The 26,915-nt window shown below is 57.9% G+C and carries 21 protein-coding genes and 1 pseudogene; 3 read left to right on the forward strand and 19 right to left on the reverse strand.

All coding sequences use genetic code 11. The features are described 5' to 3' along the window. Positions 1–859 precede the first annotated feature (859 nt). A complete protein-coding gene (locus tag AC07OE_RS13180; protein WP_495071023.1) occupies positions 860–2,221 on the reverse strand; it encodes a hypothetical protein in 1,362 nt (453 codons plus the stop codon). A 538-nt stretch (positions 2,222–2,759) separates the two neighbouring features. On the opposite strand from AC07OE_RS13180, the gene AC07OE_RS13185 reads away from it, so the two are divergent. Next, positions 2,760–4,598, forward strand: a complete 1,839-nt coding sequence (locus AC07OE_RS13185; RefSeq protein WP_495071024.1) for a phospholipase D-like domain-containing protein — start codon at positions 2,760–2,762, stop codon at positions 4,596–4,598. A gap of 88 nt (positions 4,599–4,686) precedes the next feature. On the opposite strand, the gene AC07OE_RS13190 is transcribed toward AC07OE_RS13185, so the two are convergent. Genes AC07OE_RS13190 through AC07OE_RS13205 form a run of 4 tightly spaced genes read right to left on the reverse strand, consistent with a single transcriptional unit; the run spans position 4,687 to position 9,748 of the window. Further along, positions 4,687–6,216 (reverse strand): TniQ family protein, encoded by a 1,530-nt coding sequence (locus AC07OE_RS13190; RefSeq protein ID WP_495071025.1) that lies wholly within the window; start codon positions 6,214–6,216, stop codon positions 4,687–4,689. A gap of 9 nt (positions 6,217–6,225) precedes the next feature. Further along, entirely contained in the window at positions 6,226–7,131 is a 906-nt protein-coding gene (locus tag AC07OE_RS13195) for a TniB family NTP-binding protein (protein WP_495071026.1), read from the reverse strand. Further along, positions 7,128–9,071, reverse strand: coding sequence for a transposase (locus AC07OE_RS13200; protein ID WP_495071027.1), 1,944 nt, complete (start codon positions 9,069–9,071; stop codon positions 7,128–7,130). The genes AC07OE_RS13195 and AC07OE_RS13200 overlap by 4 nt, the downstream gene beginning before the upstream one ends. Beyond that, the gene (locus AC07OE_RS13205) at positions 9,068–9,748 is read right to left on the reverse strand and encodes a TnsA endonuclease N-terminal domain-containing protein (protein WP_495071028.1); all 681 of its coding nucleotides are present in this window, start codon (positions 9,746–9,748) and stop codon (positions 9,068–9,070) included. The genes AC07OE_RS13200 and AC07OE_RS13205 overlap by 4 nt, the downstream gene beginning before the upstream one ends. Positions 9,749–9,790: 42 nt before the next feature. Between AC07OE_RS13205 and AC07OE_RS13210 the strand changes: the two are divergent. Next, positions 9,791–10,453: pseudogene (locus tag AC07OE_RS13210) on the forward strand (ATP-binding protein); the annotation flags it as partial. Positions 10,454–10,525: 72 nt separating this feature from the next. Here the strand turns inward: AC07OE_RS13210 and AC07OE_RS13215 are convergent. The 12 genes from AC07OE_RS13215 to AC07OE_RS13270 all read right to left on the reverse strand — a co-directional run bounded on the left by AC07OE_RS13215 (position 10,526) and on the right by AC07OE_RS13270 (position 23,592). After that, entirely contained in the window at positions 10,526–11,638 is a 1,113-nt protein-coding gene (locus tag AC07OE_RS13215; RefSeq protein WP_495071029.1) for a hypothetical protein, read from the reverse strand. Further along, positions 11,635–12,531 carry an ExeA family protein gene (locus tag AC07OE_RS13220; protein WP_495071030.1) on the reverse strand — a complete coding sequence of 299 codons (897 nt, stop codon included), beginning with the start codon at positions 12,529–12,531 and terminating at the stop codon, positions 11,635–11,637. The genes AC07OE_RS13215 and AC07OE_RS13220 overlap by 4 nt, the downstream gene beginning before the upstream one ends. Beyond that, on the reverse strand, positions 12,532–14,280 hold the full coding sequence (locus AC07OE_RS13225; RefSeq protein ID WP_495071031.1) for a secretin GspD/PilQ domain-containing protein: 1,749 nt from the start codon (positions 14,278–14,280) through the stop codon (positions 12,532–12,534). Between the two features lie 11 nt (positions 14,281–14,291). Next, entirely contained in the window at positions 14,292–14,771 is a 480-nt protein-coding gene (locus tag AC07OE_RS13230; protein ID WP_495071032.1) for a hypothetical protein, read from the reverse strand. Next, a complete protein-coding gene (locus tag AC07OE_RS13235; protein WP_495071033.1) occupies positions 14,768–15,379 on the reverse strand; it encodes a hypothetical protein in 612 nt (203 codons plus the stop codon). The genes AC07OE_RS13230 and AC07OE_RS13235 overlap by 4 nt, the downstream gene beginning before the upstream one ends. After that, positions 15,376–16,050: a PilN domain-containing protein gene (locus tag AC07OE_RS13240; RefSeq protein WP_495071034.1), complete on the reverse strand. Its 675-nt coding sequence runs from the start codon at positions 16,048–16,050 to the stop codon at positions 15,376–15,378. Before AC07OE_RS13240 ends, AC07OE_RS13235 begins: the two co-directional genes overlap by 4 nt. Before the next feature lie 7 nt (positions 16,051–16,057). Next, complete coding sequence (locus tag AC07OE_RS13245; RefSeq protein WP_495071035.1) at positions 16,058–17,137, reverse strand: hypothetical protein; 1,080 nt, start codon at positions 17,135–17,137, stop codon at positions 16,058–16,060. 166 nt (positions 17,138–17,303) lie between these two features. Beyond that, on the reverse strand, positions 17,304–21,380 hold the full coding sequence (locus AC07OE_RS13250) for a LamG-like jellyroll fold domain-containing protein (RefSeq protein WP_495071036.1): 4,077 nt from the start codon (positions 21,378–21,380) through the stop codon (positions 17,304–17,306). A gap of 5 nt (positions 21,381–21,385) precedes the next feature. Further along, positions 21,386–21,784 carry a hypothetical protein gene (locus AC07OE_RS13255; protein WP_495071037.1) on the reverse strand — a complete coding sequence of 133 codons (399 nt, stop codon included), beginning with the start codon at positions 21,782–21,784 and terminating at the stop codon, positions 21,386–21,388. Further along, positions 21,781–22,593, reverse strand: a complete 813-nt coding sequence (locus AC07OE_RS13260) for a prepilin-type N-terminal cleavage/methylation domain-containing protein (protein ID WP_495071038.1) — start codon at positions 22,591–22,593, stop codon at positions 21,781–21,783. Before AC07OE_RS13260 ends, AC07OE_RS13255 begins: the two co-directional genes overlap by 4 nt. Before the next feature lie 2 nt (positions 22,594–22,595). Beyond that, entirely contained in the window at positions 22,596–23,027 is a 432-nt protein-coding gene (locus tag AC07OE_RS13265; protein ID WP_495071039.1) for a prepilin-type N-terminal cleavage/methylation domain-containing protein, read from the reverse strand. Further along, the gene (locus AC07OE_RS13270; protein ID WP_495071040.1) at positions 23,020–23,592 is read right to left on the reverse strand and encodes a prepilin-type N-terminal cleavage/methylation domain-containing protein; all 573 of its coding nucleotides are present in this window, start codon (positions 23,590–23,592) and stop codon (positions 23,020–23,022) included. Before AC07OE_RS13270 ends, AC07OE_RS13265 begins: the two co-directional genes overlap by 8 nt. A gap of 6 nt (positions 23,593–23,598) precedes the next feature. Between AC07OE_RS13270 and AC07OE_RS13275 the strand changes: the two genes are divergently transcribed. Then, on the forward strand, positions 23,599–25,788 hold the full coding sequence (locus tag AC07OE_RS13275; protein WP_495071041.1) for an O-antigen ligase family protein: 2,190 nt from the start codon (positions 23,599–23,601) through the stop codon (positions 25,786–25,788). Positions 25,789–25,837: 49 nt separating this feature from the next. Here AC07OE_RS13275 and AC07OE_RS13280 read toward each other — a convergent pair whose 3' ends face one another. Together AC07OE_RS13280 and AC07OE_RS13285 are read right to left on the reverse strand one after the other, a co-directional pair. After that, positions 25,838–26,239 carry a pilin gene (locus AC07OE_RS13280; RefSeq protein WP_495071042.1) on the reverse strand — a complete coding sequence of 134 codons (402 nt, stop codon included), beginning with the start codon at positions 26,237–26,239 and terminating at the stop codon, positions 25,838–25,840. 185 nt (positions 26,240–26,424) lie between these two features. Continuing rightward, complete coding sequence (locus tag AC07OE_RS13285; RefSeq protein WP_495071043.1) at positions 26,425–26,853, reverse strand: hypothetical protein; 429 nt, start codon at positions 26,851–26,853, stop codon at positions 26,425–26,427. Between the last annotated feature and the right edge of the window lie 62 nt (positions 26,854–26,915).

Genomic DNA, 26,915 nt, shown 5'->3' on the forward strand with positions numbered 1-26,915 from the left:
ACATCAGCAATCCCCGCAACAGATGCTCAGGTCAACCGGGATACGCAAAAACCTCTTGGGGATCTCAAACAACAAAAAAGCGCCGAGAAGTAGGGGTGCAAAGTCGCATTTCAAGGCACGTGAACAATTAAGTTATTTATATCTTCACCTCTGGAAAAATGCACTTGGCAGCGTTGTGTTGAATAGATATATTTGACCCCAAGGCGTGCGGGTATGACCCAGTTGCCGCCCCAGAGCATTGATAACGCTCTCGGTGGCCACATCAGGCCGCTGATGGTCTGAAATTGCAAGCACTGCAACGTTGCGATGGCTGGAAGGCCTGGATGCAATGTGAACAGCCAGCATGCCATTTGCAGATCGAAGTCCTGCTCTGATATCGGTTAAGGGGCAGGAGGCGCCGTAAACGGGGCGCCTTACAAGTTCAATGCGGATTAGCGTCCGTGCGCACGGGCATCAATTGGAGAAATCCATGAAGATGACTGTTAAGGTGGATTTGAAGGTGGACTTGGCAAAATGCCTTGCGCAAATTGCTTTGATCATTTTGATAATCGCGACCATGTAAGGTCCGGGCGGGGTAGGCAACTACCCCGCCTCCTTGCTACAACAATCCTGCCAGCGCCTCCTCCGCGTTTCAGTTGCTGAACAGCATTTCCGTTAGTTCGCTGCGTATTCCGGTTGATCTGACCACGTGTTCCGGGAATTGTTGACCACTTTCAATCGGCCTATTGGTGTTGACCAGCGGCAGTTTTCGCCAAGAGGTCCAAGGACAACTATGGGGGGCGGAAGCGGACCTTTTCTCGGCGATGGTGACAACGGCCTGACGGACGACCCGCTAAATCGTTATCGTGGTCCATTCAAGCTATTTGTCGTCGTCATGTTGGTCGTTGTCCGTATCCTCATCTTCGTCGTAGCCCAACCCCCTGAAAATTTCCCAGCTTGATAGGAACGGGCTCAGCGTTTTGTATGCGAATTTGGGAAGGTCATCGTTGTAGTAAATCTCGTCGACCTTCTTGTCATAGATGTATTCGATATATTCAAGATAAATATCTCGAAGCAGGCCGGTCCGATACAGATCGAGGTTATGCGTGGTAACCGCATCAACGATGCTTGTCTTGAAGCCGTACCAGTTTGGTAGCGAAATTTCCGGCCTAATCGTGCCAGTCTTGCCCAAGAAGCAAAATTCGAACTGCTCGCGCGAAACCCGGATCAGTTTGTCGTGGAAATTGCTCTCCAAGGTGTCGACCCAATAGTCTTTTCCATCGTCTGTCAGTTGATCGTAAATCGCCTGAACCTGCGCGAGCCGACCTTCATCTGAATAGCCATAGACAACACCCTCATGGACTGACGTGCGGTACGAGCAAAAGGGATTCATTGCCGCGATGACAATGGTATTTGGGTTGGGAAAGAGCTTCGTCAGCTCTCCCCATTTCTGGTTTGCATAAATAAGAGCGTGAAAACCTTCGGCTTCAAGCTTTTGGGCAATCGAGTTACTGATGACATTGAGAGCATTTAGGGTATAGCTTGGCGGGGCGCTTCCGTTGCCTTCATCAGGATCGATCCAGCCTTTGATCATCGGGAACGAAAGGGCGACGCAAATCATCGAGTTGTCGTTCAAAATGTTCTGTTCGAAGGTCTGGTAATACTCTTCGCTAGGGTAGTAGACCTCCAGCGTGAATTTGCCGGCGTCTTCGTGCGGGATCAGCGCGATGATATTTTTCTCATTAGAGACAAGCTCCTGAACAAACGCGTCCTTTACGGTCCGGCCTTCCATCGGCGCGACGAGAACTGAAGTCACAGCCTGCTCTTTAAGACCAGGGAAGAGTGAGCAAAAGTAGTTGGAATACGCCAACAACTCTGTGAAGGCTTGGCGCTCTGTCTGATTTGATTTCTTCAGCTCGACGATGGTCAGGCCCGTCGATTCCGAATTTCCTAGTAAGTCAACCCGAGTGGGATGTGATCCACCGCGGTCAAGCTGCAATTCCTTCGATGTCAGAACGAGGGCCTGCAAGTTGTCGAGAATTTCATTGATCTTGCGTTCTGTGCGCTGCTGCAACAGAAACCGAATGGGTGGAAAAGAGTTCCCGGTCCATTTCACCGGCTCACGCCGACCGATGACGAGGGTAGACAAATCGTCTTTGTGGTGACGAAACAAATGGTCCCTGAATTCATTTTCGCTGATGGTCAACATATGTGGCGCGTGATGGCTCAATTGCGTCACCATATCGCAATTGCGCCATCACGTGAAACCACCACGGAAAAGTTACCGCCGACGGCGCCGAGTATCGCCGCTTTGGGGAGAAGGCTGAGAGTCTGCAGACTGCGTTAAATGACGCCGACGCTCCCAGTCAAAGCGTCATCGCCATCGCAAGGTGCGATGGTGCGCTCCCCCAAACGGGGGATTGCACCAAAAGCTTCGAATCGATAGGCTTCGGTCACACAAGAAAGCACGCAATGGCCGGGCAAACACCTGATCGTCATTGGCACCGCTTCTCAAGGGGAGGAAATGCTCGCATCAAGATCAAGCGCCCGGATCTGGGTCGCTGTTTGTCCTGTCTGCCGGACTGATACGTCCTGGGCGGGGTACCCCTCGTGTACTGCTGCTCCTAGGTCAGCCCCCTCTTTCACATCTCCATGCCAGCGACTACCCGACCTGCGAGCTGCCACATCGCCGGCAGGCGTGGTTCCGCTTGGTTTTCATTGAACTTTTTCGAAGCAAGCACCCAGCACCGCCAACCCACTGACCACCTGAGGAGGAACTTATGCAGAACGCAGTCGCTTTCGCCAACAACGACGTCATCATGGTTGCCTGGAGTTACGGGCGACGGCCCGAGGGGTGTATGGGGTTTGCGATCTACCGTATCGACAAAGACGGAAAGGAAACCGTTCTGCCGGGACAAGCGAGGTTCAAAGGGGTCGTTCCCACGAAGTGGACGACCGAAGAGCTTCCCGTTCAGAAGTTCTACTGGAAAGACCCCTATGCGCGGCTGGAAGCCGAACGTACCGGCCAGCGCACCTTCCGCTACAAGATCGTCCCCATGGAAGGCAAACCAGGCAACTTGGTTCCCATGGCACATCTGGCGGTGCTTATCACCAACGAAGTGGAAATCACACCGATCCTTGACAACGGACTGCGCGTTTACTTCAACCGCGGATTGATTTCCACCCAGCGCGTCGCACGTGCGCTGGGCCCGAAAAACATGAAGGACTCTCTGATTGAGCAAGTGTCTGATCCCAAGAGCAAGTTGCGAGAAAGTCTGTCAGGAGACATGGTTGAGGCGCTGGAGGGTTTCCTGGCACGTGCAGACAAGACTGGGACAATTTACGCCGCACTCTATGAACTCAAGGACGCGCAGCTGATTGAGGGGCTGTCTGGACTGGGCAAGCGACTGCACATCGTGCTGGGTGACTCCAAAGAGGATGAAGACGTCTTGGATGACGAGGGAGAGCCGGTCAAGGTGACAAGTCCCAAAACGGGCAAGACCAAAACCAAGACGGTCAAAGTGGACGGCAATCAGGAAGCACGTGAGACCCTCACGAAATCGGCAAACGAAATTCACGACCGCATCATGCCCAGCGGCCACATCGCCCATAACAAGTTCTTGGTGTACGTGGATTCCAAGGGAACGCCCAAAGCAATCCTCACAGGATCCACCAACTGGACCAGTACGGGACTTTGCACCCAAACCAACAACACCATCGTCATAGACAACGAAGCAGTTGCCAAACGCTACCTAGCGTATTGGAAACAGTTGGCAAAGGATACGGACGACGCCGACGGCATTCCCAAAAACCTGCAAGGTGCCACTCTGCGTGCCTGGGATGCTGAGGGCACGGACATTCCACTGGGCGACGGCATAGCGGCTTCGAGTTGGTTCTCGCCAAACACTCCCAAGGCGCGCAGCTCAAGTGCCAAGGCGACCGAAAAGCGGCCACCCGACATGGAGGAACTGGCAACGCTCATCGGTCAGGCGCGTCACTCCGTATTGTTCCTGGCGTTCTATCCCGGCACCCCCAGCCTGGCCAACTGGACAGCACAAGCTGCGCGCGCCAACAAAAACCTGTTTGTTCGAGGCTGCGTGACCAACAAGTCGGCTTCCGAGGGCTTCTACTACGAACTCAAAGGGATGACGCCGCCTGCCAAGGTGAAAGGCCAGAAGAATCCCCCGCCCAAGCAAGACCCACGAGTGTTCGGCGCTGAAGCTTTTGACTCGAAGGTGCCCGACGGCTGGAAGAAAGAGATCCTCAACGCCGGATACGCCATCATCCACGACAAGATCGTTGTGATCGACCCTTTCGCGGACGACTGTGTGGTCGCCACCGGCAGCCACAACCTGGGCCACAAGGCCTCCTTCGACAACGACGAAAACCTGCTCATTGTCCGCGGCAACAAGAAGTTGGCCATGGCCTATACCACCCATGTCTTGGATGTCTATGACCATTTTTCTGCACGTTACCGATTCAAACTCAATGGCGGCCAGAAGGACGCTCTGGAACTGGAGAGCAAGCCGGAGGCCTGGCTGGGCAAATACTTCGACGCAGATGGGCAGGTCAATAATTCGCAACTCAAATTCTGGATGGACGCTGCGGTTGGACGGTAAGCCTTGGGCTATCGGCATCGCAGAGTTGCACCGCGGCTTGCGTACTACTTTGATCTTTGTGCAGAAGTGGTTATGTCGGCTGCTCTAACTACAGTGGAAGCGCCAATTCCACATAGCCAGGAATCTGCCGTCTCAAGTAGGCGTCACCGCAGTGGCGAGCAAACCGCTCGCCAATAGCATTGGCGCTCAAGGGTTTACCTCCCACCCTACCCACAAAAAGACTGTCATTCCCCATAGCCGGGTGCAACCGGGGACGGACGCTCCTTAGGTACCACCCCACCCACGCACCAACTTCCAATTTGGTAGTGGGACCGGCCCAGAAAACCGGTACATCGTCATTCGCCATGTCACGACCATCCGCCAAAGACAGTCTGACCAGATGAACTTGCGTGAGTCCATAGATCCGCGCCACCGCAAAGATGACCTTGTCCGCTAGCAAGTGCGCTCGCTCATGGTCGTCCCAAGTCTGGGCTATCCGATGGTCAATCTGCGCCAGAAACAACGCAAAAGTCTCGTCATCGACACCCGGCTCCCGCATCGGAGACACGTGATGCCGTTCAACTGTCCGGCCGGAGACCAATTTTGCGTGTGAAAAACTCCTGCGACGACCCACGGGAGCTGTCTGCTCAAAAATGGAGTGCGCCTCCTCTGGAGAGATCGGTGCATGCGCCCTGTCCAGATTCGTTTTGACCACATGGCGCAACCAGAAAGGGAGCGGTTTACGTCCCAACAGCAGAGTGGTGGTCGTCCACTGCTTGGTGGAAGCGGCCTTCAGAAATTCACGCGGCCAAGCTTCAAGAAGTGCGCACGCCTGCCGCAACAACTGGCGCCTTGCAAAAATTGGTGTCATGCCAAACGTCAGGCGGTCTGCTCGGTCATCCACGCCCTGGATTAACGCCGTCAGTCCCGCGAAGAACGCCGGTGAATAAACGGCGGAATCCCCCAAATGAACCCAGCCGTCCTGCAAAGCTTGGAATACCCAGGCCCCTGCGACAAGATCCTCGGTGGAAGCGGTTACCGCCGTCGCCCGGCGCAAATCCCCGCCGCAGCCGTAGCACCGGACATGCAGAGCCGAACCTCGGGTGGTTTGCGAGCGCCATTGCATATCTACCCGGTGCGGCGCGATCTCCTTCAGGCATTGAGGGCAGTGATCCAGCAACTGCAATTCGTGCTGCAGGCACACTGAGACAAAGGAAAGTCGCCAGATCTTGCGAAAGTAGGGGTAATCGTCATCGCGCAGGCACGCGGGACAAAACATCAAGCTGCAACGCGTTCGCTTCCGATGGTAGACACCCAAGGGGAGTATTCCGGGTGAGTTCCCACGCGCATTCACGGCTTCAGACACAACCCCGCTGAAGCTTGTCAGCATGCAGTCTGCCAAGGTGCGCTGAGGAATTCCGCTGGTGTTACTCAGACGCTGGAGCATCGATGGCGGCATCGATCGATCAATATCCCGGTTCCAGACCGCGCTGCGGACCCCGAATATCCCGGTACACATGGATTCGGCGCGCAGTCCATGTGCGTGCGCGAATCGAACCATCCAGCTACTGAGTAACTCGCCCGGTTCAGGGGACAAATGAATGGGCCATAGCGTTGGGGGAATTCCAGGTATGGCCATTTGGATCGACTACAGGTTCTTCCGGTCTTCTTTTTGCTGGAGCTTTGTCTGCGGCGCGCACTTTTTCAGAATGTCCGTTGTGATGCACTCGGTACCGCTGCGTATGGCCTCCTTGGCGCACTCTGCAAGAAACAGGGAAACGGCACCTATCGTCTCTAGCCCAAACGAATGCAGCAACACCGCAACCTCCTTCTTGGAAAGCATCGAGGGCTGACGCAAGGGAATGGCTTGCTCGAAGTTGGCGAGCAGTGTCCTGAGCTCAAGGCCCACGCTCCAGATGGGCAAAAGAACGGTTTCAAATCGATTCTCAATCTGATCGCTCAAATGCAGCAGCTGCAGACTTTCTGGCGTCCCTGCAATCACGATGGACATGCGGAGTTCGTTGCTCAAGTGTTTGAGCGCGAACAGGAACTCCCGCTGCCTGTTTACGGTTCCGGAAAGCAGATGATTGATTTCATCCAGCATCAGGACTTTCGTTTCCACAATTCGCAGAATGTCTTTGGCGGCTTCCCTTCGGCTGTCTTTCTCCCTGCTGGATGGGCGCGGCCGATTGAGCATGTGCAAAATGATGTCGTACAAATCATTGGCGCTGGCTGAGGGCGGTGTCTCCAACTGCATCACAGGGGCGAAAATGTTGGGGCCATCCATATTGGGAATTCCCGGGTGCAGCACCGAGAACCTGTCGAGGATGTGGGACTTCCCATTTCCACTGCGGCCCACCAGCATGATGTTGGGAGGTCGATTGATGCGTGGACGGTTTAGGAGGTCTTCTAATTTGTTAAGGGCGCCATTGGCACGCTCGTATGGCAACCATCGATCTGCATCAATGTAGGCAAACCGCTCTTCGTTGCTCAGCAGGGCCGCTTCTGCAACCTCCGGGAGCAAGTGGGGGAATGCTGGACCCGAGTCACTCATGGTTGCCCCCTCTGCACTTGCGAAACCACGGCGCCTGGCAGTGGCTGGATCACGTCATCGTCTTCATCCAAAGCCGTTGAAGAAGTTTCGGCCGCTCCATTTGCAACGGGAACTTCAACAGCGCTACGCCGCTGCTTGGGAAGCGAGTTCCTTTTACTCTCGGCGAGCCGTTGCAGCGCGCGACGGGCTTTCTTGGTGGTCTTGGCCGCCTGCTCTGTCACCGCACGCATCTCCTCCAGTCCTTCAGAAATGAGCTCGTGATTGACGTGGCCTCGATTCTCTTCGCGCACCTTGCGTTCGACAATGTTGTTTTCCCAGAAGGTAAGGTGTTCCAACTCCCCCACGACGGGAATTGGAAAATACTGCTGAAGGTCTGGATCCAGAAAGTAAACCTCGCTCAAGTCGTAGGGGTCGTACTTGATCACGAACTTGCGTGCTTTTGCTCTGTCTTCTGGATCCCGAGCGCCGACCCAGCGGCGCAGGACTGTGTCAGAGAACTCCTGGCGTGCGAAGCCGATTCCGTAGTCCTGCACTGTACGCATAACGCCAGGAAGAAAATCCACTTTGAGCTTGAATTCGTCCACAACACGGTCCGGCAAACCCATGCCGGGTTTGTCACCTACGCCGTTAATCCCGTACTCCCAAGCTTTGATGGGGGGCAGCTCTTTCAGACCCGAGTGCGGGCTCTGGTGGTAATACTTGGTGACAAAGATTGAAAACCACTTCCTGAATTCCGAAATGGTCATGATGGCCCGCCCGGTCGTGTCGTACTCCATCCGCTTCACCAAGTTCGCAAACCTAGCCCCCTCCAGCTCATGGATCTTCTGCAGGAACTTGCTGAAGAGACTCTCGATATGCCCGGCAAAGTTCGGTGCACCTTTGGGCCGTTTGCGTGCCTCAATGCCATTCACCTCGCAGGCCATCAAAAAATGTTCAGCCCCAAACTCGGAGGCATTGTCTGTAAACAACACTCGGGGCTTGCCGTAGCAAGGCCATATGGCGTCAACACCCATTTCCTGCAAAAAGCGCTCCTTCGGAAGGATGGCATGGGCCATGCACGCCCCAGCAACCCGAACACTTGGGGCCTCCAGCATGATGGTGAAACCAAGGACGCAACGGGTATTGATGTCCAGCGCGACGGTCAGGGTCTGCGCGCCATCCAGGGGCCTGCGGTGCACCTCATCAACGATGCAATAGTCGGACGGCGTGTGGTCCATCTGCACGACATCTAGGGGATACGACACTTCTGGGTGTCGACCGCGTGCCAAATCATGCCGGCCGCGCGCGGCTTTCCTTCCTTCGCGCGCCTCGACAACCTGCCTTGGACGCAGCTCCTGAATGCGCCGAGCGACGGTGGACTTGTGCGGTTCTGGCCAGCCTTTTTTCTTGCAACGCTCCGTCACCACAGTGATCACTGTGGAAACCATTTTTCGCTGATCCGACAGGTATTCCTTCTGAATCACCGCCCGGATCAACCGATCCACCTTGGGAAGGATCTTTTTCTTCCCTTTGTCTGCACGTGGCAGACGCAGCAACACCCGCAGCGACTGGGTCCGGTCAAAGTCCGCCAGCAATCGGTACACGGTGGCGGGGCTCCGACCAATGGCTTTTGCCGCCGCCTCTACCCGGGGCAGGCCACGGTTGTACGGTGACAGACTGAGAAGCTCCCTCAGGGCCAGAATCCTGACCCTTGCCTGGGACCAGCGCTTGTCAGAAATCAGGGGCAGAACTTCAGATACCAGGCGCTGCGCACGGTCGGTCTGCGTACCAGTTGCTTCTGCATTCAGTCCGGTGAGCTCAAAAAGGCGCACCGTCTGGATATCGCCTTCGTCACCATATCGGACCAATACGCTATCCAGATCAATGAGGTCCAACACCACACACTCCCGGGCTCCATGCATCAATAGACTGCCAGGTGCAAAGCTAAGGTTTTGGTTCATGCTTCGATCTCCCAAATTTCTGAACGCATGGTCAAAGCCACGTCCAAATCGGTATGCACCATTCCTTGGGCGACCATGCCCCAGAGATCGGGCAACAAGAGCGCCCGGGTCTCCGGGGACCTATAGATGCCGGCAAGCAACACATGCGGGGTTGCACAGCCATTCCACTGGCGCAGTTGATCCAGCAGGAGCTTGACGTGCCCTGGATCACACTTGCGGTCCAGAAACCGGAGCAGGAACTCCACATTCTTCAAACGGGGGGTGTAGATGTCTGGCTCGGTCACCACCTCAAATAGCCAATCTCGGTCTGCGCAATACAAGTTGGCTGCAGCGAATTTAGCGGCCAGTTCGTCATCCGGGTGGTCCGCATACTCCTCCGGCTTGACTTCATACAGCGTGATCTTCCGTGTATGTCCCCGGCCATCGGGCTTGTACTTCACCAGCACATCAGGTGTGTAGGTGCGGCTCTTTTGATTCAGGGAATATGGCAGGGTGATGGACTGGGTCACAAATGACTCAATGGTCCGATCAAAGCGGAGTAAGGTCAGGAAGTCCCGTTCCATCAAGGACTCATATTCCTGATTTTTGGCAATCTGGCCACGAACATTCTGGGTTCGTACGCCGATGACGCGCTTGATGGATTCCCCTGCGACTAGAGCATTTTTCGCAATTACCATGAATTATTCCCAGGTTTTATTTATTTAACCTGAGTTTTACCAGGGGGGTCGCCTCCACGACCGGGAGAAATCTCGCTCGCGCACCATGGAGTCTTGTTCCTGGACGAGCTGCCTGAGTACCCCAGAGCTGCCCTGGAGGCCCTGCGTGAGCCCTTGGAGACTGGCAATATCACTATAGCCCGTGCGGCGCGGCGTGCGGAATTCCCCGCGCGCTTCCAGTTAGTGGCCGCCATGAACCCCTGCCCCTGCGGCTACCAGGGCTCGCCCGCCCACAGCTGCCGCTGCACACCCGACCAGGTGCACCGCTACCAGTCCAAGCTCAGCGGTCCGTTGATGGACCGCATCGACCTGCACGTGGAGGTGCCTGCCCTGCCCGCCCACGAGTTGCTCAACAGCCCCGCTGGCGAATCCACCGACAGCATACGCACCCGCTGCGACGCCGCCCGCGCCCTGGCCGTGGACCGCCAGGGAGTACCTAACCAGGCACTGAACGGACAAGACATTGACACCCACACCCAGTTGGACGCTGCGGCCAGCAAGTTTCTGCAAACTGCGGCGGCCCAACTGGGCTGGTCGGCCCGCAGCACCCACCGCACGCTGAAGATTGCCCGCACCATTGCCGACCTGGCTGGAACCAGCCAGGTCGGGCTGGCCCATGTGGCCGAGGCTATGCAGTACCGTCGGGTGCTGCGCGCATCGGTTTAGCCTCGATTATTTTGTTATCTTTTTGATAGCTGCAAACGCAACATATTCGGGGGCTAGAGCCCCATTTTCTCGCTAGCGATCTGCCAGCGGAACGCCTTGCTGGCGCAAGTAGGTTTGCACTTCCTTGCTCACTGGACCCACGGTTCGGGCTTTCTCCGCCATCTCCCCGGCGGCCGTGGTTTGACCCAAGGCCGCCAAAGACACTGCGGCACCCAGCAACCAACGCTGTTCGGTGGGTCGAGACTGCAGTGCTGTGGTGTAGGCCTGCACGCTGTCCTGGTGGCGGCCCAGGCGCTGCGCGGCATTGGCGCGCAAAGCCCAAAGTTCTGGTTGATTGGCCATCAACGGCTCTTCCCGGGTGAGCAAATCCCACACGGCATTCGCGCGGCCTTCGGCCAGCTCCATCCGGGCCAACTCCCGCAGCATGGAGACCAGAGTTTGGGTGTTCGCTGCACTGGGGTTGGTCTGCGCAGCCCGTTCGACGGCGGCCAATGCGTCTTGCAGCAAGGTAATGGCGTTCTCGCGGGCACCGCCGCTCCAGAGCGACTGCGCTTGGGCCAGGGTTTCGCGGGCCGCTTGCTGCTGGCGCTGGGCCAGAACAACCGAGTCCGCAACAGGGGCCGCCGGCACTGGCGTTGTTGCGGCAGGCACAGCCACAGCGACAGATTTTTTAGGGGCTTCGGCCAACGTTGCAGGGGTAACAGGCGCAGGCGTCTTGACGGGAGGCTCCGCCGGAGCCTTGGGAGGCGCCACGGCGACGGACTCGGTATGCGGGAGTGGGTGGCTAGACAACTCGGTATCCATCCGCAAATCTGATGTGGGCAAGACCGTCGGTATAGGGGGTGAAACCTCCACCACCGCCTCGGATGCCGCCGGCAAGGGGGGTGCTGCGACCACCGGCACGGGGGCGATGGCGGGCGAGGCGACCACAGCGGCCGTGGACTTCTGGGGCAACGCTTCTGCCGTCTGCATCGTCTGCCACTGCCATCCCCCGGCACCAGCAGCGACCACGACCAGTAATAGCACCCATCCCCAGCGCGCACCACGGCGAGCCCCCACGACGCCCAAAGGCACGCTGGTGACGCCTTGCCGCCGCAGGGCATCTCCCACCCCAGGCACCTCGGGGCTGTCCGGCGAGGACTGGCGATGGTCCAGGTCCCTCAGCATTTTGTTGATCACACTCATGGGGACTCTCCTTGTCCCTGGCGCCATGGCGGCAACAGCAGCCCCAGCGCACGGCGCCACCACGGCAAGCGGGCCACCACGCCTGGCGTGTCGCGCGTGGCCAGCAACACGTGCGCACGCGTGACGCGGTGCGTGTCTTCGCCAAAGGCCAGCATCAGACATTTGTGGGCCAGGATATTCACCAGCCGCGGAACTCCTCCACTGGCCTGGGCAATGGCGCGCGCGGCAGCGGGAGTGAACAAGGCGGTGTCGGTATTGGCATTCAGGGCGGCACGGCGTAGCCGGTGCGCCAGATAGGCCGGCACCCGTTGCTTTTGCATGGGTCCTAGGTACTCGCTGAAAGTGATGCGTTGCAGCAATTGCCGGATTTCCGGGCGCGCCAACTTGTCATCGAGATCGGGTTGCCCCAACAACACCAATTGCAGCAGCTTGCGCTTCTCGGTTTCCAGGTTGGACAGCAGGCGCAAACTCTCGACCGTGCGCATGGGAATCGCCTGGGCCTCATCAATGCACACCACCACACGCCGACCCTGCGCGGCGTGCTCCAACAAACATTGGTTCAGCGCCGCCATGATCTGGTGCCGCTGCGGCGGCATGGCGATGGACAGCCGCAATTCGCTGACCAAGGCCAGCAACAGGTCGTCGGGCCCCATATTGGGGTTAGGGATATAGGCCGTCACGCACTCACCCTGCAGGGTCTTGAGCAATTGGCGACACAGCACTGTCTTGCCACAGCCCAACTCGCCCACCACCTTCAAAAAACCTTCGCCACTGCGCAGGGCGACCAACAGCATGTTGAGCGAAGCCTGCGCACCCTCATGGGCAAAAAAGAAGTCCGTGTCCGGCGTGATCGAAAACGGGGCCTCTCGCAGTGAAAAATGCCCCAGGTACATTTATTTGACCGAACCGCCGTCGATCTGAATCACCCGGGCACGGGCGGCGTCCATGTCGTCCAGCGATGCACGGGCACGGCGTGCCTGTGCCTCCCAGTCTGCCGCAGTGCGGATGATGGTGGGTTTGATCAGGACAATCACTTCCTTCTTGCGTCCCTGGCTGGCACGGTTGCCAAACAGGGCGCCCAGCCCTGGCATGCCTGTGGTGCCCGGCAGACCCGAGGCATTGCGGCTGGACTCCAGCTGCATCAACCCTCCAATCGCCACAATGGTCCCGTCCTGGATGCGCACCAGCGTGTCGGTCTCATTGACGCTGCTGGATGCCAACGGCAGACGGTAATTACCGATGCTGCCCAAATCCACCTGCTTGGTTTTTTCTGTCACCGAGGTCAATGAAGGGTGTACGTGCAGGGTGACGTTCACGCCATCGTCAATTTGCGGCGTCACGTCCAAAGAGATGCCGGAGAAAAAAGGCGTCAGCGTGACTGTGGGCAGTGTGGTGCTGTTGCTGGTGGTGGTCGAGCTACCGGTGCTAGAGGTGCCGCCCGTGACCCCAGTGACAAAGAATTCATCCGACCCCACCTTCAGCACCGCTTTTTGGTTGTTCAGCGTGGCCACGCGCGGACTGGAAAGGGTTTGCACATCGCCTTGGGTTTCCAGGAAACCCAGTACCGCGCCAAACTGGCTGGTAGCCAGCGCCAGGCCAAACAAGCCACCGCCCGTGGCCATGGCCGGAAAGGCCACGGCGCCATTGATCGTGGTGGTACCTTGCACAAAGGGGTTGCTGCTGGTCACTCCACTACCGATCACACCGGCCGCGGCTTGGCCATTCACATCGCTCCCGAACGCTCCCCAGTTCACGCCACTCTGGTAGCCATCGCGCAGCTCCACCTCCACCACTTTGGCCTCCAGCATGACCTGGCGCTCTACCGAGGCCTGGGTGGCCTTCAGGAATTTGTCGACCTGGCGCAACTCCTCGGGCATGGCACGCACCGCCAAAATTCCTGCCTGGGGGCTGGACACTACGCTGCGGCCCTCTCCATTGCCCACCAAGCTTTTGACGGCCCCAGTCATCTCACCCCAGAAGTCGGAGCGCGATGTGGTGGACACCCTGCTGTTCTCCGGCTGGGTAGCAGTGCTGCCCGTAGAACTTGAGCCTGAAGAATTGCTGCCTGTATTGGTGCTCTGCAGGCCCGCACCCGACGACACGCGCAACTCGCTGCTGCCCGTGCGCTGGGACGTGGGGTAATTGATCGTGAACACCCTGGTTTGCAAGGTGGGGGCGTAAACCGTGATACGCCGGCCTTCGATCTTGAAGTCGTAACCGTAAACGTCACGGATGGCTTCCAGCGCTTCTGTGACCGTGACACCGCGCAACGTGACCGACAATGTACCCGTCACATCAGGATGCATCAGCATGCTGTAACGGGTATCGGCCACGATGGCCAGAAACACCTCACGCGCCTGCGCGTTGTTCACCAGCAAGTCCAGCCGCGGCTCCGGTGGCAAGGCGACTGGCGGAGGTGCAGGCTCGGCCAGCGCATCACTGACGCGCTGGGGTACGCCCGCGGCGGGCTTGGCCGGCTCAGACGGCAACTCCGCACGCACTGCAGCACTTACATCGGGGGTGCGCAGGGGGCGGTCATTGGTACAACCGGATAGCACACAAGCGCCCAGCAGCCAACCGCATCGCACCGCATGGCTATGGAAACTCCAATTAAAAGGGATCATGCGGTCCAGCTGTTTCATAGGTCTTGTCTTCACGGTTGGCCCTCCTCGCAGGAGCCTGCGGATTGGGCTACTTGAGGGGTAGCGGCTTTTGGGGCGGCGTTACGCCGACCCGGGGGGTGGACAGTCTTGCGCGCAAGTTTGTGCAAGACAGGCGCGCATGCCGACACTGGCTTGGAGGCGATGCGCTGGATGCCGCTGAACCGGACCACCTTGGTTAGTTGCTTGCCTTCGCGCAGCCAGATTTCTGTCTCGGTGATACGCTCCAGCGTGGTGGTGCCCACTTTTTGGCCCACGGCTACCAGACGGGTACCCACGACCAGATACGGTTTGCCGTTTTGCACGATGACGGTCGAACCTGGCGTGGGCGTTGCCTCTGCCGAAGTCCCAGCGGCTGCAGCCTCTGCCGGTGCCATTGTGGGGTCGCGTGCTTCTTGGGCCCCAGCCGCCCACGCAACCACGCACAGCAGGGTACCCAACACGATCTGCCTGATATACGGCTGAGTCGTCATGGCTGCACCTCCAGCACGTAGACCTGCAGCGTCAACTCCGGAGGCTGTTTTTCGCTGCGCAGTTGCATAAGCCCCCAACGCAAACTCGGCAAAGCCTGCTCCAGACTTTTCACGTATTTCACCAATTCTGCATACGGCCCCGCGACTTTGAGCTCCACGCCCCGACGCGTAACGCCCGGCACAGCCGTTTCTGTGGTCGCGGCATCCGGTTTGAGTGTGGCCGTCGACAACAAAACCAATCCGTCGCGACGGCGCAAAAACTCTACCAAAACCGGCTCCAGCGCTGGGGTGCCGCTGCCTGACGCAGCGGCAATATCCTGCTTCAGCACCTGCAGCTGTTGCTGCAACTGGGCCAGTTCGGCGCGCGCGGGCCTGTTCACATCCACTGGCGTGGGAATGGATTGCAGCTCAGCACGCAGACGCTGCAGGTCTGTACCCTGGGCACCAAACTGCTGTGTCAACTTGGCATGTGTCTCCATGGCCGGGGACAGCCAAAGCACGTCCGCCAGTGCCAAGCAAGTCACGATCAAAGAAAAGAACAAAAATCCTCGTTCACGCAGGCTCAATGCGTCAATGCGCACCGCCTGCATCAGCCACCATTGCTTCACGGGGCCCTCCCATTGAAAGTTGGGGGTACAACCTGTGCGGTTGGCTGGGCACTAACCAAGTTGAACGACCAGGCTTCACGACCGGGCGGAACAGTGGAGCCATCACCCACGACCTTCAGCAGGCGTGTGTGTTGCACCTTCACGGTGGCGAGCTTCAACCCTTGCATAAGCGGACTCAGTGCCAAACGATTCACCCACTCATTCAACGCTGCAGGCTCCAGGGTATAGCCCGAGATCTCCAGCCGGCTGCTGTCTGCGTCCACCCCAGTTACCCACACCTGTGCTGGAATGCTACGGGATACCAGGGCCAAGCGATCAGAGTGAGCTGCACCCGGCACCAACCGCCCCTGCCGCAGAGCTTTCAACACCTTTTCTTGGGACAGCAATTGCCCACGGAGGTCTTGCAGCTGTGTTTGTAGTGCAGCGTCCAGCGGCGCAGCGCTGGCTGCACGCGCGAGCATGGCCGCCTTGAGCCGATCCATTTCCTGCCCTTGCGTTTGCATCACTTGACGCAGCCCCTCTGACGCGCGCGCCAGATTCCAAACCCAAGCGGCGCACAACCCACCACCCAAAACGACGAATATGGCCAAGGCCTGCACCATGGTCTGCGCAGAGAAATAGTGCTTCGGCTTAAGCAGAATCGGCGTACAAAGGTTGATTTGCTGGGGCATGGCTGATTCAGAGTTTGCGGCCTTCGGTGCGCAGCAGCACCCCCACCAGTGGCAGACAGTAAGCGGCATCGACGCCATCCGTTGCCTTCAGGCCCGGGAAATGAGGCGCCACATCCAGCACCTCCACAGCCTGTCCAGTTTCACGGGTAAGCCAATCAGCCAACTCTTGAGACCGGTCTCCAGCAAAAACTCGTAAGCCGGCGAGCGGCAACTGGCTCCAGGTGCGATCCCACAAGTCAAGTGAGCGCTGCACTTCCACCAAGAATCGCTGCAATCGTTCACTGTCCATCTGGGCGCTGCTGCCCGGGGTGGCGGCGTAGCTGCGCCCATCGGAATAGTCGTTGCCATGGACCACGCCACCAACGCTGTAGTCCGGCACATACTCACTGACTGGTAGGTAGCCGTCAGTCGCATGGGTCGGCTCGCTTGGGCTCCAGGTCATAGCCAGGAACCCCTCGGGCAACTCAAGGCGGCGGGCGTAATAAAGCTCCTCGTTGGCACTGATGGTCAACATGGCCTGCTTGGTATCGGACAGGACCAAGGCCGCAGTCGCCCGCTCCAGCCGTCCCTCGTATCGAGCCAACACGCTTTGCAAATTGCGCTGTGCCGTCTCTTGCACATCAATCACACGCACATCCCAGTTCTGGGTATCTGCGAGCGCCATAACCTCGCGCACCAAGGCGCTTTTGGCAGCGACCACAAACAAGTGCGCCTGGCCTTTTTCATTGCCATCGCCCAGCTGCATTACGTCGAGGGTGATGTCGTCCAGATGCACGTCCACGAGCTCTCGCACTTGGTAACGGGCAGCAGAACGGAGTTCCTCCGGCGGAACCGAAGGGGCATCAATTTGCAGGAACTGGTATTGCTCTGGACGCAGCATGATGTGGGCGCGCATGCCCTTGAGGCCCAAGCTTTGCAGCCTGCGCACCAGCTCATCGCGGTTGTCTCCTACCTGCCGCTCCACCCCCATACGCAAAATGGTAGGCCCCTTGGCGGCGGGGCGCGCCAACACGTATGCCAAGGTTTGGTCCGCCCACGAAACAATGAGCAGGTCGCCAGAGGACTTGCGTTTCCAGGGCCAGCGCATGGTTAGCGGGTCCGTCCTGGTGGCATGCCGGCAGTGCGAAAGTTCAGTGCATCAATCATGTCTGGCGGTTGGCAAAGTGATTTGCTCTCATTTTAATAGCTGGTAACGCAATCATGACAGCCTTTAGAGGGGGTTTTTGCCACAGATAGAGAAATCTGACACACGGTTAGTAGTTCTCTCTCAGGTAGATCAATGGGCTCCTGTAAATGCCAAAGGTGGCTCGTCCACCTATATTGGGACCAAACCAGGGGAGATTCGCGGCCGTTGCCGCACTTGACGTTGGGCCTACGCAAGTGCTGCCGGCCGCGAGCGCTGTCACATTGATAGCTAGGTCTACGCTACCGGAATTGCTCACACCCGTAGCGTCCTTGCCAGGGCGCGTAAGCATCAGCCCTCCGGGTATACGCCCATTGGCAAGCACTTGTGTTCCCGTTGGCGTGATCTGAGTTTCGCAAGCCTGCAAGTTTCCTGTGAAGTTCCTCATCACAATGCTGCTCATGGGCAGCGCGGTGCAACTGTCATCCGTATTGGTGGTGTAGAACGTGCCGTTCCAATACTGCGCCTCCAAAGCGACCGGAAGGGCCAGCAACTCGGAACCGTATGCATTTTGCATGCGCAGGCGCCCATAGCGCAGACGCAGGTTGCTGCCAACAGCAGTGGTCGAGACACTAACCTCCCCGTCCGTAGGCGTTGCGCTCACGGTGGCTAGCACGTCAGCAGAGGCGCTATTGGGGCGGCTAATTTGGTGGCGTGCAGTGACGCTAGCCACGCCGTCGATCCAAGTACCGGTTGGCGCCGTGGCACTGGCTTGCAATACCGATCCTGCGGGCAATGCGGTTGCACTGAATCCATAGTTGGCATACGTCGTTGGACCAAATTTTGCGAAGACACCTCGGTAGTTCTGGGTAGTTGCGTTCGCGGAATTTTGTGCCATCAAAGTGAAAGCAGTCGCAAAGCCATCCTGACCAAAATACGTAAACGGAACAGCCGGCGCAGTAGCCGAACAAAATGGTGTAACAACAGGCGCAACGATCGCCAAGTGATCTGGATAGAAACGACCCAGCGACACGGCACTGCGATTGCCAATGTCGCAGCCATACTTGCCACCGGACAGCACATCAGAAAGATTAGCCCCTCCCGTCGTACTGCTAATACAGTCGCCAGCGGCCCTGTCCACAGCAGTAAAACTGCTATCCATGTAGGCGCCAGGAGCCAGATACACATACCCCACCTCGCTGTAGGTGGCATTCACCGCCCCCGCGTTGGCAACTAAAGAGCTGGGGGTCAGTGTGCCGATCACCCCACCCGCTTGCTGCAACGTGTCTTGCGCTGTGGTTTGCGCTGTGAGTTTGCTGCTGTCCAGCGTCCATGTTCCGCCATACGTCGCACCCACATTGGTTGTTGCACTCAACCCAAAATTCGCCCCCGCTTTGAAGGCCGGCATCGCACTTGCCGAGGGAGGCGTAGCCAATGCAGTGGTATTTAACTGCGCCGCAGCAGGACGAATAGCAAAATTGTCGGTGGAACACGCTGGCGCGGAGGCACCCACACGCATTCTCACGCGCACATTGGGTGCGGCGGCGTTGTAAGTAAATGATATGGGCTTGCGACCGCTGTCGGCCCCGGAAAAGGTAATGCTGGATGCCGAATTCAACCCCGCCCCTGTGGGGCATGTCGCAGAAGAGGTGTCTACCAAATCAACATCTACCGCGCCGGTGTAGCCGGTATTAATGGTGGTGGTGGTGCTCAGAGCAAGCACATCCACGCTAAAGGCCGTACTGGCCAATTTTGTGAACAGCCGCGTCTGCGGTGCCGCCCCCGTCTCCACGGCATCAAATGTGCAAGACGCGTTGGCAAAATTCATGGTGCAGGTTTCACTGGCACCGTTAAAACACCGCGTCGCAGATGTGGGAAGCGGCGAAGCGCTGACCGTCCCCAACGTCACATTGCCAGGCGTTCCATTGCTCAACTGTCTGCTACCAATACCCCCAGAGAACGTGAAGGTATTCCCGCCCACCCAGCCCGCGGGAGACAATTGCACCGTGACAGCCCCCGTATACAGCGTAGAGCAATTGGCATTCAAACAGGCCTTCACCGTTACAGCCTCGGGAGTGCAGATTGAAGCGGCACCGTCATGCTCAATCTGGATGTGGTCGTAAGTGCCAGAGCAGGAGCGCCCTAGCGTCATATCCGCTTGAACTTCGGCTGCAGACAACTCTTTGCTGTACAGCTTGACCTCATCGATATTGCCGTGAAAGTTACGCGAAGGGATAGGTGCACAGGACCCGGTGGTAACGTCTCCGCCTATATAGAAATTGCAAGGGTTGTTTTGCAATGTCCCCGTCCAATTGTTGGTGTTGGCATCTTGCACACCATTGATGTATATGCGTTGACGCCCATTTGCCGAATCGAACGTAATGGCCACATGGGTCCATTGGTTCAATGGGATCGTCGTGGCGCTGGTCAGGGAGGACGCATTCCACCACCAGTAGAGTTTTCCGTTGGAATCCAGGTGGAACTCGTAATTGACATCGTTGGAGAGAATGGACGACAAATCGTTGCTGTTGTAGCTGGTGGGATAAATCCAGGCTGACGCAGACAACGTGGTTGTGTAACTGAACTGCGTACTGGCGGCAACCTGCACCACCGCGTTGCCGTCAAAACTTGCAGCATTGCAAAACCCACCCACTACCGATGAGAACTGGGAGGCAATGGTCGGCGTTGGCGCAATTTCATTGGTGGTTGTGGGCGACGTCGTGGTAATCCGACGCCCATGAAGTCCCGTGCTACCGCTGTCCAACACCTCGCCCGCGGCTCCCGTCCAAGAGCCCACAGGTTCATCCATACGGAAATGGGTTACCGCATTCGCCAACACCAAGACGGACGCTGTGGCCGTCGTAAACCCGCTGGAAGACACGGAATTGGTCAACGTACCTTGCTGCGAGAGCGCCACGGCCAAGGTCAACGTCGCACTGCTATTTGCAGCAATGGAAGGGGTGGTCCAGGTCACAACCTGACCTGCAACGACCACCGTACCGCCAGAAACCACATAGGAACCGTAGGTCATGCCCGCAGGAAGTGTGTCCGTCACCGTTTTACTGGCAAAAGCAGTTCCTGTGGAGTTGGCCAGCGTGATGGTAAAAGTAACCACATCCCCTACCGAGGCAGAGGCGGCGCTCGCGACCTTGCTGAGAGCCGGCAGCGTCGTAAAAGTGGCATCAGCACCATTGGCTGTCCCGGTGCTGTTGGTCCCCTTCACCCGGTAGTGGTAGGTGGTACCGGCCGCCAAACCGGTGATTGCGGCCGACACGGCAACCGAGGTCGCGTTGGCCGCAACCGGGCTTTGCGTGGCCGTTACGGTAGTGCCATACGCCGTGGTCAATCCATACTCAAATACCACCGTTGTAGTCGCGTTGTCACTGGTCACGGTGCCATTCAAGGTGGCGCCCAGGGCTGAAACCAGTGTCGCGGGGTTGGTGGTGACCGTGGGCAGGGCCACATACGTGATGATTACTTTGCCTGCCGCACCGTTGCCACCGGTACGCGGGTTGCCGTCGCCTGATCCGCCACCGCCGCCGCCATTGCCGGAGGCTGGGGCGCTGCCGTTATTGCCTTGGGTCCCGCCATTGCCACCCACACCGCCGCCCGCAGGCGCCGTACCGGCGGCGGTGGTAGACCAGGGATCTGGCCCGGCTGTTCCTGCCGCCGCAGTGCCTGCAGACGAGCCGCCCGGACCGCCTTGTCCCGTATTGCTGTCTCGCCCCTTGCCACCATTGCCACCGTCGAATTTGATGGCACCCACGCTATTTGCGGCCGCCCCCCCAAGGCCTCCCGCAGGCGGAGTGCCCGTAGATGGTGCCCCCCCCGCCCCCCCTTTGGCCATGACCGTCGAGCTATTGATAAAAGAAGAGTCCCCGCCAGTACCGCCAGCGCCACCGCTCGCAGCGACACCACCGGCCCCCACCGTCACGGTGATATTGCTGCCAGGGGTTACCGTAATACCAGTGGACTTGGCATAGGCTCCACCCCCGCCCCCGCCCCCCCCGTCTGAATTTTGGTTTTGTCCGCCACCAGCCCCCCCTCCGCCCCAGGCCTCGACAGTCACCGAAGTCACACCCGCGGGCACCGTCCAGGTCCCGGAACTGGTGAAGGTGGCCGTGGCGGCGAAAGAAACCATGCTGGCACCGGCGGCCCAACCAAAAACCAGCGCCAGAACACATCTGTTCAATAGCTGAGACTTCATCGTGTTCAAAACTCCACGGACGCCGACACACTACGCTCCACCGCGCCTGGACCAGCCCCTTGGCTGGCGCGCGACACTAGGCGGTAAATAGTTACATTGTTCACCCCCGCATCCGAATACACCGAGGGCGTGCAGGTCACCAAGACCGTAAAGCCGTCCAGCACAAAACTCCTCGGGTTGGGAGAGGGGCAAGTTGTACTGCTGGCCGTCAGGCTGGCCAACCCCCAGCCCAGGCCAGCCCGCGCAGCCCAATACGCCCGCGAGCCCTGCACATCCTGTGCCGAGGTGATTTGCTGCGTATTGGAAAACGACACCATGAACCCGCCGAGCGCGGCCAGAATCACCACCAAAAAAATGGCGGCAATAGCGGCAAATCCGTGTTGATTCTGTTGAACGGCATTCATGGCGTATTGTTGACGTGCACCTCGTGGTACAGGCTCACCGTCTCGTTGTTGGAGGTCATGTTCATATTGATCTGCACCAGGGCGTTGCGCTGCAGATCACTCCCGTTGTAGGTGAAGAAACATGACGATAGGTTATTGGCTAGAACGGGGCCTGTCGATGGGCACGCGCTGTTGAAGTTTGCCGACGTGACAGTTCTGCGCAATGTATTGTCAGGTGCACACACATACGCCACCACCTTTTCATCCAAGGGGATCACATGGAAACGATGGCTTCCAGATTCCAATGGAAATTGCTTGGCGGTGATGTTGATCACGGTCTCTGACCCATCGGTCACCCCAGTAACGGTTGATGTGTTGTCGCCCGCGTACGCGTCAGAGCCCGCGATGCCCAAGTTGTAGACCGCGATCACGTCATTGACCCGAATCTGCTGATCCGCAGGCCACGCGGTATTGCTCCCCAGCATATTGAATTGACTGTCCGACGTGGTGAAGTCAAGGGCAGTCCCGTCGCCCGCCGTACTATCCGCCGATCTGTAACGTCCCCCGGTGCGCGTGGGTATGAACTCCAGGCACTGGGCGTTTGGCACGCGAATGCTGTTCGGCAAAGCCTTGCGTATATCCCTCGCCATGCGGCGCACCGCCGTGTCGGCGACATCGGTCAAGGCGGCACGGCGCCCGCTGTCAAAGTAGGCATCGATAGGAGCTCGCATGAACACCGCAACCACGCCACCGATCACCCCCATGATGACGATAACCATCACCAACTCGATGAGAGTGAAGCCACGCTGTGCGCAGATGTGTGTACGCATGGTCAATAGTTGGTTCGGTAACCAGTCATGGTGACGGACTCGACACCCTTGGAAACCGTCACGGTGACCTTTTTAGCGGCAATGGACAGCGCTGCGCTGTCCGCCGCGACAGTGATGGCAATCGCGTATCCAGCCAACTCTGGAGGTAGGGAAAACAAAGCTTGCGTCTTCCCGTTGTAGTCATCCACATCGTCCATGGTGTCGCGTGTAGTTTCATTGCCTTGCACCCCGTCAGGGTCGCTATACGCCTTTTGCAGAATCTCCTCCATCACGGAATCGGCAAGTGCAATCGCCTGCTTGCGCACCATAGGGTCGGCACTGGACTTCACCACTGTATTCATTACCGACAAAATGCCCGCCAACCCCACTCCTACCACCACAATAAAGATGATCAACTCAATCAGCGTAAAACCGCTTTGTGCCCGTTTATTCATGCACAAACCCCGTAGCGGATTCAATCGTGATGGTCTTGGCGACTCCGCTAACCTGGAGCACTTGCGTCGCCATGGCCACACCGCCGGTCGTTAGCGGCTGGCCCAATCCATCGAACACGAAGGCTGTCGGAGATGTACTGAATGTCACACTACTCCGGGCAGTCAAACCAGCTTCTCCGGCGGGTCCCATTAGAACGGACGTACATGTTGTGGTCCCTTCGGCGGAAGCAATTCTTAAAGCAATAGCGTTGCTGGACAAATCTACGCACACCGCACGCCTCTGCGCAATGGCCGTCTTTTGCGCATACCGCAGATACGCCAGCGACCGGTCATGAAATCCGCGGGCGTAAAAATCACCTGTATTCAACACCCTGGGAGCTGCGTAGACCGCCAAAACACCGACCAACACAATCACCATGACAAGTTCCACCAGCGTGAATCCACGCACACCGCGAGCTGCAGCGTTATTAGCAAGGGAATCCTGGGGTCGCCATTGCATAAGATCGTTTACATTTGCTATATTTTTAGGAGCTATTTGCGCGCTATCCACAAGGACTTGAGACATATTTAATTGCAAAACTCTGCGCCGTCAACTCTGTCTGAGCTTACCAAGAATATGACTTTACCGAAGGTCAACAAACCCGCATCTCGTCCTCTTTTTCCCGGTTTTACGGCGCCTCCTGAGCGGGTGGTCGCTGGCATTCTGGCCACCATGTTGGCCTTGGTGCCGACAACAGGAATTCCGAGTGAACTGGTACTGCAAGACACCTTGAAGTCGACCCTGGTTGTCGGCGGCACGCTGATCTCGGTAATTACCTGGATTTTCATGGTGTATCAACAACAGAGCAAGACTGGCCGGGGGCCAGCGTTGCGTTGGCATGGCTTACTGGTGTTGCCCATGGTGTTATGCCTGTACGCGCTGGGTAGCATGCTGTGGTCACACACCTATCTAGCCGCGGTGGAGGCCGCCCGATGGGCTGTGCTGGGGTTGCTGCTCTGGATAACCCTGACCATTGCGCGGCGCACAACCCTACCTCTGCTGGTATGGGGCATCCATGCGGGCGCACTGGGCGCCAGTGTATGGGCCGCTGCACAGTTCTGGGGAGATCTAGCTTGGTTTCCACAAGCCGCCCCCCCCGCGTCCACCTTTGTCAATCGCAACTTCTTTGCCGAGTACCTCGTGTGCGCCCTGCCTTTCTCAGTGTTGGCCCTGGTGCAATTGCAAAGTTCCCGCTGGCGCCAGTTGATGGCCTTGTCGGTGGCATTCAATATCGTGGCTTTGATGATGACGGGCACCCGCTCAGCACTGCTGACGCTATGGGTGCTAACTCCACTGCTGTCATGGATGGTGTGGCGCTATCGGTACACCCTGGCCATCGGGCGTTGGAGCGTTGGGTCAAAACTATCCGTCGCACTTGTATTCGCCTCGGCCGTGTTTATATTGGGAAGCCTGCCTAGCCAGAGCGTCAGCATTCAACAAGAAGGCAATGGCGTCACAGCTCTTCAGCGCAGTGTGCTTCGCACCGCGTCCTTAGCCCGCCAGAGCGAGTACGCCGTGGGCTCATTTTCCGTACGTGCAAGCATGTGGAAGTCGACAGCGCGCATGCTGATGGACCGCCCCTGGACTGGCGTGGGGGCGGGGGCGTGGGAGGTTCATATTCCGCTTTATCAAGGCCGGAACAACTCAGTGGAAACTGATTTCTACGCACACAACGAATACCTGCAACTGCTGAGTGAATATGGAGTGATCATCGGTGGCAGTTGTTTGGCAGTTCTACTGGCTTACCTTCTGATATGTGCGCAAAACACATTGCAATGGGGTCGAGACGGCATGGCAGGCCACAAGGCGGCGTTCAATGGATTCGCCCTGAGCAGCATCTTGGCCTTGCTGATCGTCAGCAACGCAGGTTTTCCCTGGCGACTTGCAAGCACAAGCGCGCTGTGGATGGTGGCACTGGGCATGCTCGCATCCACTATTCCTCTATCCCATCGGCACAAGAAGACGAAGAGGCGCCAGCAACCTGTCAATCCTTTGACGCTGCGAATGGGTTTGGTCGCTCTACTGCTAGCGAGTGCGTTGGCTGCAGCCATCAGTTGGGAAGCAATGCAGGCTGAGCGCTTAATCGTCGGGAGCATCCACACCACCAACGCCTTGCAGAGAAATGCGAACATGCCGGAGACGGAACGAGAAGCTGGGCACACCCGTGCACTCGCCCTGCTTCAGCAGGGCGTAGCCATCAATCCCCACTACCGAAAACTCACCTCACTGGCAGCGGACCAAATGGCCGCAAGTGGTGACCGTGCTGGCGCCTTGTGGGCACTTCAATCGGTGGCCACATCACGTCCGAATGTGCCGGACATCCAGGCTAACTTGACCATTCTCTATTCGGAACGCGGACAACAGGACCAAGCGGAGGAAGCACTAAAGCGGCTGCAACACCTGCAAGCAGATGCTCCTCGCACACGGGCACTAGGTATCCTCCTGCAGCGGCGCGCAGGGCACGATGCAGAAGCAGCCGCTGCGTTGCGCGCCTACTTTGCCAATGGCCTGATGGAATACGACCTGGTTCAGTTTGCCTTGGCTATCGGTCTGAAACATCGAGATACCGCTTTGGCAGCGCAGGCATTTGGCTACTGGGTGAAGGGGTGGCCAGAAGAAAAGGAGCAACAATCGGCATTGCTGGCATCTACGCCATCCCTGCGCACTGTGATTAAGGCCAACGAGACGCCCATTGCAGGCACTCAAAACAAAAGCCAGTGAAGTCGCCTTCACTGGCTTTTGGAGATAGTCTATTTACGGATGTCGCCGATCATGGAACCGCGATGGCTGTGAAGGCTGCGGTAACTGCTGTGCCACCGGAAGGAGTCAATGTGAGTACACAAGCATTCGACGTCCCTGCAGTCGCTACAAATGTCCCGGCGGCGGTATAGGTGCCTCCACTGGTCGGGAACGCACCACCTTGCAAAGTGCGGCTGGCATTCGTGCAAGAGTCGACTGTCACCTTGGCAGAACTGGAATTGTTGCCTGAATAAACTGCATAGTTAATGGCTGTGCCGGACGACAACGCCCCTGCCACACCCGCCACAGCCGCACTGCGCGCGTCCGAAGACAAATCCACAAACTTGGGAATTGCGACGGCAGCAAGAATGCCCAAGATCACGATGACCATCACCAACTCAATCAGCGTAAAGCCGCGTTGTACTTGTTTCATGTTGTCCGCCTTTCGTTTGAAAAATCTTCTAGCTCCGTCCTGAAACGGGCTCCAACGTCCTATGGATAGACGCATTGCAAATTTATTCTATTGCAATGAACTATTGTTGTGCATCAAGTTTGGGGGCTAAGTATGTGATCTGCATCACCATTTACCCCTATTTCGTGGTTTTGTTGCACCTCCCCTCACTCCACCGCCTGGCCCATCCACACGTAGGGCAGTTGCGAGCTGATTTGCAAGGGCCCCGGGGGCTTGCTGACCTGGAACCAGAGGGTTTGCGCACCCTGAGGCGACTCCAGTCGATCCGTGTCCAAAGGGTGGTAGCCCACACAAGCGCAGGCGGAGTCAAATACCCAACTGCCACCCGGCAAGGCCGCCAGCGCTTCGGCGTCTGCCAACCCCGCGTAATTGGCGGGCAGTGCGGCCAACGCCAAGAACGGGTTGCGTTGGGCCAGCGCGGGGGATGCCCCTGATTTGCCGTGATTTCCGGCCACCACTGCCTCCAAATGCGCAACCACAAGCGCCGTGCGCAGGGCACCCAGGGTGCTTTTGATTTGCGCCAACTCCGCCTGGCCGCGTACGTCACGCAGCTGCCACACAAACACAGTAGCCATCACCAAGACCAGCATGACCAGCCCCCCCCACTCCGCCAACCTACCGCCCCACATGGGTGAGG

This window comes from Rhodoferax sp. GW821-FHT09E07, assembly GCF_059416145.1.